The sequence below is a fragment of the Paractinoplanes maris genome (genome assembly GCF_023544465.1).
In the GTDB taxonomy this organism is placed as follows: domain Bacteria; phylum Actinomycetota; class Actinomycetes; order Mycobacteriales; family Micromonosporaceae; genus Actinoplanes; species Actinoplanes maris.
Genome location: NZ_JALPVL010000013.1, coordinates 225232 through 237191, shown reverse-complemented (window position 1 = coordinate 237191; position 11960 = coordinate 225232). Strand labels below are relative to the sequence as shown.

Annotated in this window: 12 protein-coding genes; 9 read left to right on the top strand and 3 right to left on the bottom strand. The window is 70.7% G+C overall.

The features are described 5' to 3' along the window. Nucleotides 1-24: 24 nt before the first annotated feature. The 4 genes from NAG42_RS34280 to surE all read left to right on the top strand — a co-directional run bounded on the left by NAG42_RS34280 (nucleotide 25) and on the right by surE (nucleotide 3211). Nucleotides 25-939 (top strand): cation diffusion facilitator family transporter, encoded by a 915-nt coding sequence (locus tag NAG42_RS34280; protein WP_250036179.1) that lies wholly within the window; start codon nucleotides 25-27, stop codon nucleotides 937-939. Between the two features lie 113 nt (nucleotides 940-1052). Next, nucleotides 1053-1385 carry a hypothetical protein gene (locus NAG42_RS34275; RefSeq protein ID WP_250036178.1) on the top strand — a complete coding sequence of 111 codons (333 nt, stop codon included), beginning with the start codon at nucleotides 1053-1055 and terminating at the stop codon, nucleotides 1383-1385. A 54-nt stretch (nucleotides 1386-1439) separates the two neighbouring features. Then, nucleotides 1440-2372, top strand: a complete 933-nt coding sequence (locus tag NAG42_RS34270) for a 1-phosphofructokinase family hexose kinase (protein ID WP_250036177.1) — start codon at nucleotides 1440-1442, stop codon at nucleotides 2370-2372. Beyond that, on the top strand, nucleotides 2369-3211 hold the full coding sequence (gene surE, locus NAG42_RS34265; RefSeq protein WP_250036175.1) for a 5'/3'-nucleotidase SurE: 843 nt from the start codon (nucleotides 2369-2371) through the stop codon (nucleotides 3209-3211). The genes NAG42_RS34270 and surE overlap by 4 nt, the downstream gene beginning before the upstream one ends. A gap of 112 nt (nucleotides 3212-3323) precedes the next feature. On the opposite strand, the gene NAG42_RS34260 is transcribed toward surE, so the two are convergent. Next, entirely contained in the window at nucleotides 3324-3686 is a 363-nt protein-coding gene (locus tag NAG42_RS34260; RefSeq protein WP_250036311.1) for an STAS domain-containing protein, read from the bottom strand. A gap of 310 nt (nucleotides 3687-3996) precedes the next feature. Here NAG42_RS34260 and NAG42_RS34255 point away from each other — a divergent pair, with 310 nt between their 5' ends. The 4 genes from NAG42_RS34255 to NAG42_RS34240 all read left to right on the top strand — a co-directional run bounded on the left by NAG42_RS34255 (nucleotide 3997) and on the right by NAG42_RS34240 (nucleotide 7324). Beyond that, nucleotides 3997-4413 (top strand): hypothetical protein, encoded by a 417-nt coding sequence (locus NAG42_RS34255; RefSeq protein WP_250036173.1) that lies wholly within the window; start codon nucleotides 3997-3999, stop codon nucleotides 4411-4413. A gap of 162 nt (nucleotides 4414-4575) precedes the next feature. Further along, entirely contained in the window at nucleotides 4576-5994 is a 1419-nt protein-coding gene (locus NAG42_RS34250; protein WP_250036171.1) for a serine/threonine-protein kinase, read from the top strand. 50 nt (nucleotides 5995-6044) lie between these two features. Next, on the top strand, nucleotides 6045-6899 hold the full coding sequence (locus NAG42_RS34245; RefSeq protein ID WP_250036169.1) for a MerR family transcriptional regulator: 855 nt from the start codon (nucleotides 6045-6047) through the stop codon (nucleotides 6897-6899). A gap of 83 nt (nucleotides 6900-6982) precedes the next feature. Next, nucleotides 6983-7324, top strand: a complete 342-nt coding sequence (locus tag NAG42_RS34240; RefSeq protein ID WP_250036167.1) for a hypothetical protein — start codon at nucleotides 6983-6985, stop codon at nucleotides 7322-7324. Nucleotides 7325-7334: 10 nt separating this feature from the next. Here NAG42_RS34240 and NAG42_RS34235 read toward each other — a convergent pair whose 3' ends face one another. After that, on the bottom strand, nucleotides 7335-9101 hold the full coding sequence (locus tag NAG42_RS34235) for a bifunctional metallophosphatase/5'-nucleotidase (RefSeq protein ID WP_250036165.1): 1767 nt from the start codon (nucleotides 9099-9101) through the stop codon (nucleotides 7335-7337). A 163-nt stretch (nucleotides 9102-9264) separates the two neighbouring features. Between NAG42_RS34235 and NAG42_RS34230 the strand changes: the two genes are divergently transcribed. Then, nucleotides 9265-10341, top strand: a complete 1077-nt coding sequence (locus NAG42_RS34230) for an aldo/keto reductase (protein ID WP_250036163.1) — start codon at nucleotides 9265-9267, stop codon at nucleotides 10339-10341. Between the two features lies 1 nt (nucleotide 10342). Here the strand turns inward: NAG42_RS34230 and argS are convergent, their stop codons facing one another. Next, nucleotides 10343-11956 (bottom strand): arginine--tRNA ligase, encoded by a 1614-nt coding sequence (gene argS, locus NAG42_RS34225; RefSeq protein WP_250036161.1) that lies wholly within the window; start codon nucleotides 11954-11956, stop codon nucleotides 10343-10345. Nucleotides 11957-11960 lie beyond the last annotated feature (4 nt).

Sequence of the window (11960 nt, the reverse complement as noted above, 5' to 3'; positions counted from 1 at the left end):
GCAGCTCGGACGGAAGGTTGAGACATGGGAGCCGGGCACGACCACGGAGGGCAGGCGCTGCGAGCGGGAGCCAAGCACCGCAAGCGGCTCTGGTGGGCGGCCGGCCTGCTCGCCGGCTTCATGATCGTCGAGGCGGTCGCCGCCCTGGCCACCGGCTCACTGGCCCTGCTCTCCGACGCCGGGCACATGTTCACCGATGTGCTCGGCATCGCGATGGCCCTGGCCGCCATCACCGCGGCCGGGCGCGCCGCCACCGACTCGCAGCGCACCTTCGGGCTCTACCGCCTCGAGGTGCTCGCCGCGCTGGCCAACGCCGTCCTGCTGACCGGGGTGGCCGGCTTCGTGGTCGTGCAGGCGCTGCGGCGTTTCACCGACCCGCCCGACGTGCCGGCCGGCTCGATGCTGATCGTCGCCGTCGGCGGTCTGATCATCAACCTGATCGCCTTCGGCCTGCTGCGCGGCGGGGCCAAGGAGAGCATCAACGTGCGCGGGGCCTACCTCGAGGTGGTGGGTGACCTGCTCGGGTCGGTCGGCGTCATCGTGGCGGCGGCGATCATCGGGTTCACCGGCTGGGCGTACGCGGATCCGATCGTCGCCGTGATCGTCGCGCTGATGATCCTGCCCCGCACCTTCGCCCTGGGGCGTTCGGCCGTCCGCATCCTCGTGCAGGCCGCCCCCGAGCACCTCGACATCACCCAGGTCCGCGCCCGGCTGGCCGCCGTCCCGGGTGTCTGCGACGTGCACGACCTGCACGTGTGGACGCTCACCTCGGGCATGGACGTGGCGTCGGCCCACCTGAGCCTGGAGCCCAAGGCCGAGCTGGGCACCGTGCTCTCCACCGCCCGTGAGGCGCTGCACGACGACTTCGACATCGACCACGCCACCCTTCAGGTCGAGCCGGTGGCGGCGGCCGGAGGGTGTTCTCCCGCCGGGTGGTGAGCCCGCGTCCGACTATGGCGATCATCACACCTCAGGGTGCACGATGATCACACCGGTCACCGCGTGTGCCGACTTCCGTCCGGGTCTCGGCTTCCTCTCTACGCTTGGTGACCATGTCATCACGGGAGGACACCAGCATGACCACCGTCATCCACCAGCCGAGGGTCGCGTGGGACGCCGCCCGCGCGTTCGTGCGAGCCGCGGGCAGCGCACACTCCGAGGCCTTCGCCGCGCGCGTGCTGAGCCGGCTGGGCAGCGAGATGTACGGCCACTTCGCCGACACCCGCCAGCGGCTGCTCACCGCCCTGGTCGAGACCGGCGGCGACCGGTTTGCGTCCGACCTCGAGGCGGGCAAGTGGCGGATCCGCATGGAGGAGATGCTGCGGACCAAGCCGGAGCTCACCGGGGCCGTGATCGAGCTGACCGGCGAGGGATTCGAGGTCTGACGGCTTTTGCGGTAATCCGCCCCTAACGGGCGCCCAGCGATAACAATGCCCTATATGGGCGACGCTCGGGTGATGGTCTTTGCGCCGGCACCGCAACTCACGGTGACCATTGAACAGCAACACAACCAGCCGGAACTGCACGTCCACCCGGGCGGTCAGGGCATCTGGCAGGCCCGCATGATCACCTCGCTCGGCGCCGAGGTGACCCTGTGCACCGCGGTCGGCGGTGAGGTGGGCCGCGTGCTCAAGCCGCTGCTCGACTTCAAGGGCGTTCAGCTGCGCACCATCCCCCGCGAGAGCGGCAGCGGCTGGTATGTGCACGACCGCCGCAACGGCAACCGGCAGGAGCTCGCCGAGCAGCCGGGAGCGCCGTTCACCCGGCACGAGCTGGACGAGCTCTACAACCTGGCCCTGGCCGAGGGCCTGCGCTGCGGCAACGCGATCCTGAGCGGCCCGGCGCACCCGTCGGTGATCCGCGCCGAGGTCTACGGCCGGCTCGCCCACGACCTGCGCGCCCACGGCTGCCGGGTGATCGCCGACCTGTCCGGCGACCACCTCAAGGCGGTGCTGGAGGCCGGGCTCGACGTGGTCAAGGTGAGCCACGAGGAGCTGCTCCGGGACGGTGTGATCAAGGACGACTCGGAGAAGACCCTCACCGAGGCGCTGATCAAGCTGCACGAGAGCGGGGCCGAGATGGCGCTGCTGTCGCGGGCCGACGCGGGCGCGCTCGCCCTGTTCAACGAACAGATCTACCGGGTCGGCATCCCGAAGCTCACCATCGCCGACCACCGTGGCGCCGGGGACTCGATGACCGCCGGGGTCGCCGCCGTGCTGGCCAAGGGCGGCGAGATGACGCAGGCGGTCCGCACCGGGGCCGCCGCCGGCGCGCTCAACGTGACCCGGCACGGGCTCGGCACCGGGCACATGGACGCCGTCCAGGTGCTCACCGAGCGGGTCAAGCTCACCCCGATCAAGAAGGCGCGATGACAAGAATCCTGGTCACCAACGACGACGGCATCGACGCTCCGGGCCTGCGCTGGCTGGCGCGGGCGGCGGCCCGGGACGGACACGAGGTCGTGGTCGCCGCGCCCGTCACCGAGGCGAGCGGCAGCAGCGCCGCGATGACCGCGGTGGAGGAGCACGGCAAGATCATCCTGCACAAGCGCGAGCTGCCCCAGGCCAAGCACATCCCGGCCTACGCGGTGGCCGCCTCCCCCGCGTACATCGTGCTGCTCGCCCTGCGGGAGGCCTTCGGCGAGCCGCCGGAGATGATCCTCTCGGGCATCAACCGCGGGGCCAACGCGGGCGCCGCGGTCGTGCACTCGGGCACGGTCGGGGCCACCCTCACCGGGTCGTACGCGGGGCTGCACGGGCTGGCTGTCTCGCTGGACGTGCTCTCGCCGCGGGTCTCCTCGGCTCGCAGCGGCGGGGCCGCGCTGGCCGCCCTCGACCACGACGAGGACGAGAAGCGCCATTGGGGCAGTGCGGCCGAGCTCGCGGTACGCCTCGTGCCGACGCTGATGCACACCCCGGCCGGCACGATCTTCAACCTCAACGTGCCCGACCTGCATCTGGACGGGATCCGCGGGCTGCGGCGGGCGTCGCTGGCCCAGTTCGGGCAGGTGCAGGTGAGCATCGCCGAGGCCGGTGAGGGCTTTGTCCGCACGGCCGTGCAGGCGGCGGACGACACACTGCAGCCGGACACCGATCTGGCGGCCCTGGCCGAACACTTCGCCGTGGTCACGCCGATCCGGCCGCCGCACGAGATGACCGAGGTGAAGATCAACCTGGAAGCGATCCCGCTGCACGCGTCGGCGCTGCTCTGAGGCCTGTCCTGCCGATCACGTGGGAGCGAGGCCCAGGCCCAGGACTCAGGGCTCCGGGAACAGAAGAAGGCGGCCGGGTCGAGGACCCGGCCGCCTTCGTTCGTTGATCGGATCAGGTGCCGGAGACGGCCGGCTCAGCCGTGTCGGCCCCGCCGAACGGCTGCGGGTTGCCGAACAGGCCGAGCAACCCGGTCACCCAGAGCTGACGGTGCGCGAAGCGGCTGGGCCGGGTCACCACCAGCTTTACCTCGCTGACCTGGGCGAGCTGGAACGCGGCAACGAGCGCGCTGATGCCCACCGAGTCGATGAAAGTCACATTCTGCAGGTTGAGCTCGATGCGTGCGAGCCCTCCGGCGGCCAGCCGTGTCGCCACGGCTTCGCGGATCTCGTATGCGTTCTCGACGTCGATCTCACCGCTCGGCGAGACCTCCACCACGTCGTCGGCAAGCGTCGACGTCATTATCGACAGCGTCACGCCAATTCCCTCCACCCGCCCAGGATCTCCGGGCGTCGTTCCTGGTGCGCAAGCCGCTCCGACGAGCCGATCCCGCCCGACGCTGCCCGCACCCAGGGGCGGTCGAACTACCCCTGGAAGGTTCGGTGAAACTGACCAAAAGGCTAGGACCCGAACCTGTCAGGCACCTGAGTGCCTTATGTGAACCGGGTCAAGAGTACCGGTGGGTGGCAACTTGTTTCCGAAACGTGATGGCGTCCACACCGGACACGTTTGCTGAACGGGACGCCAGGGCAGGGTTAAGGGCGAACGAGCCGGGAGGTAAAAGGGGATGTTCTCCAGCAAGAGCAAGACGGAACGCACGGCCACGCAGGCCTGGGAGTATCTGACGGCCGCGATGGCGGCGGCGACCGACACCGCCAAGGACACCAGCGACAAAGCCACCAAGCTGGCCGGCAAGGCCAGTGACCAGAGTCACAAGCTGGCCGGCCGGAGCCAGCAGTTCGCGGGCAAGGCGAGCGGCAAGGCCGACCTGGCCTGGGGCCGGGCCAACGCGGCGGCGGCCGCCCTGGCCGGGCGCAAGCCGTCCCGCCCGTGGGGCCTGATCGCCGGCGTCGGCCTGCTCGGCGTCGCGGTCGGCTGGGCCGTGGCGACCTCGGCCCGGGCCGCGCTCGAGCGTCAGGCCGAGCAGGAGGAACTGGAGCTGGCCGAGACCGCGGTCGTGGTCACTCCCACGTACGACAGCTGAGACGTGATCTCCGGGCGGCACCCCTGACCGCCCGGAGATGTCGTACCCCCGGCCTGGGCTTGATCAACGGCGGCCGGCAGTCCCCCGCTGAGCGCCGCGGGCAGCTACAGTTTCGCCGTTGCTCCGCTGTGGCTCAGCCACCCGATTAGATAAGGTCCGTTGGTGCTTGCTGCCGGTCACCTCCTGGGCAACCGTTATCGGTTGGATGAGCGCATCGCCACGGGCGGGATGGGTGACGTCTGGCGCGGCACCGATGTCGTGCTGGGCCGCGTCATCGCCGTAAAGGTGCTGCGCTCCAACATGATGTCCGACCCCGAGTTCGCCGCCCGTTTCTACGGCGAGGCGCGCATGATGGCCGCCTTCCGTCACCCCGGTGTGGTCGAGGTCTACGACTACGCGAGCGCCGACGAGTCCGGCGGCGACGACGGCATGGCCTACCTGGTGATGGCCTACGTCGAGGGCGAGCCGCTCTCGACCCGGGTCAAGCAGGGCCCGATGCCGGTCGCCGAGGTCATGTCGATCGTCGGGCAGGCGGCCGACGCGCTGCACGCCGCCCACCAGGCCGGCACGGTGCACCGCGACGTCAAACCGGGCAATCTGATCGTCAAGCCCAACGGCACGGTCGTGCTGGTCGACTTCGGCGTGGCCCGCTCGGCCGCGGTCACCAGCGTCACAGCGGTCAACGCGATCGTCGGCACCGCGCTCTACATGGCGCCCGAGCAGGTCGCCAAGGGCAACGTCAGCGCCGCCACCGACATCTACGCGCTCGGCGCGGTGGCCTACCACTGCATTGCCGGCCACCCCCCGTTCGACGGCGACAACGCGCTGCAGGTCGCCCTGCGCCACCTCGAGGACGAGCCCGAGCCGCTGCCCGAGCACGTGCCGCTCGAGGTGCGCGAGCTGATCCAGCGGGCCATGGCCAAGCAGCCGGGTGACCGCTTCCAGAGCGGTGAGGAGCTCGCCGAGGCGGCCTTCGCCGCGGCCGGTCCGCTCGACTGGAAGAGGATGACCGGCACCACCATGGTCGCGCCGCTGAGCCCGGCCGCGCCCACCCGGGCCGTCCCGATGCCCCGCGACCTGCCGCCGCGGGTGCCGCCCACGCCGCCGACGTCGCTCACCTCGACCTCGCTGGGGGCCAAGCGCCCGCCGCGCAGCCAGACCGCGCTGCTGGTCGCGGTGATCGCCCTGCTCGTGCTGGCCGGCGGTCTGACCTTCGCGATCGCCCTGAACAAAGGCGACGACGACAAGCAGACGGTCGACAACTCGGTGCCCGGCCCCTCGCTCGACCCGACCACCGACGCCCCGAGCTCCGAGGTCTCGACGACGCCGGGCGTGGAGCCGACCAGTCGTTCGGTCACCCGCGGCAATGTCCCCAACCGGACCCGCACCCCGAGCTCCCCGGCGACCACCACGGCCCCGACCACGGCCCCCACCACGACGCCGGCGACCACCCAGCCGACCACCACTCCCCCGACGACGCGGCCGACCACGACGCCCCCGACCACCCCGCCGACAACGCCGCCGACCACGACCACGCCACCCCCAGTCGACCCGCCCGTCGAAGGCGGAGCCGTTCCGTAACGCTCGGGCGTTGACTCTCACACTGTGTCAGGGCCGAGGGTGAGGGGACCATGTTCAGTATCGGAGAGTTCGCGGGACTCGGCCGGGTGTCGGTGCGCATGTTGCGGCATTACGACGCCATCGGACTGATACGCCCCGCCCACGTGGATCCGCACAGCGGCTACCGGTTCTACACGGCTGTCCAGCTTCGGCTGCTCAACCGCGTGACCGCCCTCAAGGATCTCGGCTTCAGCCTGCAGCAGGTGCAGACGCTGATCGACGAGAAACTCGACTCGCAGGAGCTGCGCGGCATGCTGCGGCTGCGGCGGGCCGAGCTGGCGGCCCGGATGGAACAGGACACCGCCCGCCTGGCCCAGGTCGACGCGCGCCTCCGGATGATCGAGAGTGAGGGACACATGGACACCGGAGATGTTGTTCTCAAGAGCGTTCCGGCCCTGCGGGTGGCGATGCTCGAGGCCACCGCCACCAGCTACGACGATCCGAGTTCGATCACCGAGAACCTCAGTCCGCTCTATCCGCGGCTGATGGAGCTCATGGAGAAGCACGGCGTCGCGATGACCGGTCCGCCGATCGCCTACTACCTCCCGGCGCCGACCCGGCCGGGCGACGAGACGATCACGGTGCATGCCGCGTTCCCGATCGGCGACGCGACGGTGCCCGCGAACGCAGGATTCGACGCGGTGGTGCTGCCGGCCGTCGAGCAGGCGGCGACCGCGGTGCATCACGGCTCGATGGCCGAGGCGTTCCGCACCGGGCAGAAGATCGCCAACTGGATCGACGACAACGGCTACCGTGCGGCCGGCCCGGGGTTCGCGGTCGAGATCTACCTCGACTGCCCGCCGGACGACTTCGACAAGTGGGTCACCGAGATGCAAGTACCGGTGCGGATCGCCACCGGGAACTGACTTTTCTCAAGTCCGCGCAGGGGTGACCGATGCTGTCGGGCGGCACGGAATTGCAACCGAGCCGCTACCGAGAGGTTCGCGACATGACTGCCCCGATTCCGTACGCGCAATACCCCACCACCCCGCCCTGGGTGACGCCGGCGACGCCGCCGGCCCCCACCGCGGCGCCCGGCCCGCACACGCCCCACGGCCGGCTGCTCGTGCGCTTCCCCGAGGAGATGGCTCGAGCAGCCCGGCCGCAGGCGCCGTCGTGGGCACCGGTGGTCTTCTGGACGCTGCTGTTCGGCGTACCGGGACTGGTGTCGGCGGTACGCCGGGGCGGGGAGGCCCACCGCGGCGGTCACGAGAGCTACCCGTACTGGATCGCCTTCGGCACCGTGCTGACCGCCGCCGTCGTCGTCTTCCTCACCCTGATGACCGGCTGACCCGGGGCGGTCAGAACTCGATGGGCACCCCGGCCCGCACGAGCTGCCAGTTCTTGACGAAGAAGTCGGCCGGGTCGATCGCCCCCCGGGCCTGGGCCCAGTCGATCAGCAGCTGGCGGATCTCCTGCTGGGCGTTGTAGACCTGCGTCTTGACGATCCCCGGGAAGTTGCCACCGCCGGAGCGGCGGTAGTTGTTCACCGCGATCACGAAACGCGCGCCCGGGTCGACGTCGACGCCGGCGATCTGCAGCCGGGTGATGCGGGAGCCGACCGGCCGGCTGATGTCGATGTCGTAGTCGACGCCGGAGAGGACGTCGTAGTTGTAGTCGGGCACGGCCGGGTCGCTGATCGTGGCCGGATCGGCCGGGGCGCCGGGAGCGAGCGTGACGAAGTACTTCGCCGAGTACTCCAGATAGGCCTTCACCTCGGCCCCGGTCAGGACGACGGCCTCGAGGGTGTTGTCGTAGATGTAGAGTCCGGCCACGTCCTTGATCTTGACGTCGCCCTGCGGGAAGACGGCGGTACGGCTGAACGGGGCGGCGATCGACAGCACCGGCAGGCTCGCGTACTCGGTGCCGGCCAGGGCCGCGGTGACCGTGTCGGTCTGCACCTTGTTGATGTAGTCGAGGATCGGCGTGTCCTCGTACCGCGACGACGCCGCCGACAGCTCCTCGGTCGAGGTGGCCACGACCTGGTTCACGTACGCCACGGTCTTCTCGTGCTGCGACCGGACCGCCGCCAGCACCCTGGGGTCGGCCTCGACGGTGTTGGTGTTGAGGGTCGTCGCCGACTTCGTGGTGACCGCCCAGCGGCCGCCCCGGCGGACGAGCTCGAAGTCCATCTTGGTCAGGCGCTGACCCCACTTCGACGGCTCGGAGAGCAGCACCGGGCGGCCGGTGCGGGCATTGGTCACGAACCGCTGCGGCACCTCGGCGTGCGCGTGCCCGAACAGGATCGCGTCGATGCCGGGCACCTGCTCGGCGATGAGGGCCGACGGGTTCTCGTTGGGCAACTCCGGGCCGTAGCTCGACGTGCCGCTGTCGCCGCCGTGCGCCGAGATCAGCACGATGTCGGCCCCGCGGTCCCGCATGATCGGCACCCACTTCGCCGCGGTCGCCACCATGTCGAGGAAGGTCAGCTTCCCCTCGACGTTCGCGCGGTCCCAGATGGCCACGCCCGGGTTGGTGAGCCCCAGGATGCCGACGCGCAGCGTGGGCGCGTGCCGGCCCGGGGAGACCTTCTTGATGACGTACGGGGTGAAGGCCGGCTTGCCGGTCCTCGCGTTCACCGCGTTGGCCGCCAGCGCCGGGAACCCCAGCTGCCGGATCCACCGGTCGAGCAGCGGCAGACCGTAGTTGAACTCGTGGTTCCCGAGCGTCACAGCGTCGTACTGCAGGACGTTCATGGCGCGGGCCATCGGGTGCTTGGCGCCGGTCGTGGTGATCGGCTCCTGCTTGGCGTAGTAGGTGGCCAGCGGCGTCCCCTGGATCGTGTCGCCTGCGTCGAGCACCAGCGTGGCCCCGATCGCCTCGGCCCGCAGCTTGGTCACCAGGGCGGCCAGCTTGGCCACCCCGACGTCGTTGTGGGCGCTGTCGTCGTATTCGGCGTCCTTGTAGTAATCCCAGTTGTAGACGTTGCCGTGGGTGTCCGAGGTGCCGAGCACGGTGAGACGGTAGGTCTTGTCCTCCGGGTGGGCCTGAGCCGTACCGGCGCCGACGATCGGGGCCGCCACCGAGGCGGCCCCCGCGGCCAGCAATGTCCTGCGGGTGAGGGTCATGTCGGGCCTTTCTGGCGAAAATACGCGCGCCTCGTGGGCACGCCCAGGAGGCACCCTAGTCGTCGATATAACGCGTGGTCGATGCCCGGCCCGAGCAGGATCGGGCAAGAGTCGGCGACGATCGTTCTACCTGGTGGCCGGGGCCGGGCGGCCTACTTGAGGCATGACACTCGACTCGTACCGCACGCTCGGCCGCTCGGGGTTGCGCGTCAGCCCGTTCGCCCTGGGAGCGATGAACTTCGGCGTGAAGGGCAGCTGGGGCTGCGACGCCGCCGAGGCCGGGAAGATCCTCGACGGGTACGCCGAGCGCGGCGGCAACTTCATCGACACCGCCAACTTCTACGCCAACGGGCACTCCGAGGAGATCGTCGGCGACTACTTCGCCGCGCGGCCCGGGCGGCGCGACCGGGTGGTGCTGGCCACGAAGTTCTTCGGCAACCTGCACCCGGGTGACCCCAACGGCGGTGGCGCCGGACGCAAGGCGATCATCGACCAGCTCGAGCAGTCGCTGCGCCGGATGAGGACGGACTACCTCGACCTCTACTGGCTGCACAACTGGGATGCGCACACCCCGGTCGACGAGACGATGCGGACGCTCGACGATCTCGTACGGTCGGGAAAGATCCGCTATCTCGGGTTCTCGAACACGCCTGCCTGGTACACCGCGCAGGCGCACACCACGGCGCTGCTGCGCGGGTGGCCGCCGGTCATCGCGCTCCAGGTCGAATACTCCCTTCTCGCCCGTACGGTGGAAGGCGAGCTCGCGCCGCTGGCGCTGGACGCGGGGATGGGCCTCACGCCGTGGAGCCCGCTCGCCGGCGGCTTCCTGTCCGGGAAATACCAGCGCGGCACGGCCGGCGGCGACACCGGGCGCGGCCTGATCACCGGCGGGCCCAGCGAGGATCAGTACCAGGTGATCGACGTGCTGACCGCCGTGGCCGGCGAGATCGGCGTGAGCCCGGCCGCCGTGGCCCTGGCCTGGCTGCGCGGGCGACCCGCGGTGACCGCACCCATCCTCGGGCCGCGCCGCCTCGACCACCTCACCGCCAACCTGGCGGCCCTCGACGTGACACTGACGCCGGAGCAGGTCACGGCGCTCGACGAGGTGTCCCGTCCCCGGCTCAACTACCCCCACGACCTCAACGAGCAGACCGGGGCCATGCTCCAGTTCGCCGGGACCACCGTGGACGGGGTCACCTCGACCGTCTATCCGCCGCTGCTGAGCGATCCGGTCCGCTGAGTCACATCGCCTCGGGTACGGGCAGGCCGAGCAGGTCGAGGCCGAGCCGCAGGGTCTCGCCGGTGCGGGCGGTCAGTGCCAGCCGGCTCGGCGAGGCCAGGATCGGGCAGCGCTCGTAGAAGGCCGAGAACGCCACCGCCACCTCGTGCAGGTGGACGGCGAGCCGGTGCGGCTCCCGACATTCGAGGGCGGCCGCCACCGCGGGCTCGAAGCCGAGCACGGTCAGCGCCAGGCGCCGCTCGGCCGGGTCGCCCAGCGTGATCGCGCCCAGCTCGATCGACGCCTTGCGCAGCACGGAGCGGATCCGGGCCACGGCGTACTGGAGATAGGGGCCGGTGTTGCCGGTGGCGGCCAGCATGCGGTCCCAGTCGAAGACGTAGTCGCTGCGCCGGTCCGAGGACAGGTCGGCGTACTTGATCGCGCCGATGCCGACCTCGGGCGACGTGGCCCGGGTGTCCGCCTCGTCGAGCAGGTCGGACAGCCGGATCGTGTCGCCCGACCGGGTCTTGAGCATCTTGCCGTCGGGGCCGAGGATCGAGCCGAAGCTGACGTGCTCGGCGGTGGCCGGGCCGGTCAGCCAGCCCGCGTCGCGGCCGACGGCGAAGACCATCCGGAAATGCATGCTCTGCGGGGCACCGACGACGTAGAGCAACCGGTCGGCCTTCACCTCGACCACCCGGTGCCGGAGGGCGGCGAGGTCCGTCGCCGCGTACCCGAAACCGCCGTCGCTCTTGCGCACGATCAGCGGCAGCGGCTCGCCGTCGCGGCCGGTGAACCCGGCGGGGAACGCGCACAACGCACCCTCGCTCTCGACCAGCAGGCCCCTCGCTCTCAGCTCGTCGACCACCGATCCGAGTTGGTCCTGATAGGAGCTCTCGCCGGCGAAATCGTCCCGGCCCAGGGTGATGCCGAGCCGCTCGTAATCGGCCACGAACAGCCGCTCGGACTGCTCGACCAGCCGCCGCCACATCGCCCGGCTCGGCTCGTCGCCGCCCTGCAGGGCGACCACCCGCAGCCGGGCCCGGGTGCGGAAGTCGTCGTCGCTGTCGAACTTGACTCGGGCCTGCCGATAGAAGTCGGTCAGATCGCCGAGGCTGAACTCACTGGTGGGGCCGCCGAGGTCGGCCAGGTGCTCGATCAGCATGCCGAACTGGGTGCCCCAGTCGCCCAGGTGGTTGACCCGCACCACGTCGTGACCGGCCCAGCTGAACAGCCGCGCCAGCGCGTCCCCGATGATCGTCGACCGCAGGTGCCCCACGTGCAGCTCCTTGGCCACGTTGGGCCCGGAGTAGTCGATGAGGACCCGCTCGGCCGTGATCGGCGGTGGGGCGTCGGGTTCGGCGAGCAGCGACACCAGCACCTCGTCGGCCACGGTCAGGTTGAGGAAACCGGGACCGGAGATCTCCACCTCGGCCAGGCCCGCGAGGCCGGCCCGGGCGGCGACCTCGGCCGCTGTCTCCCGCGGGGCCCGGCCCAGCTTGCGGGCCACGGCGAGTGCGGCCCCGGACTGGAAGTCGGCGTGCTGCGACGCCCGCACGGCGGGGTCGACCGGCTCACCGGCGACCGCCTCGAAGGCGGCGGCCAGCGGGGTGGACAGAAGAGTTTCGAGATTCATGAGC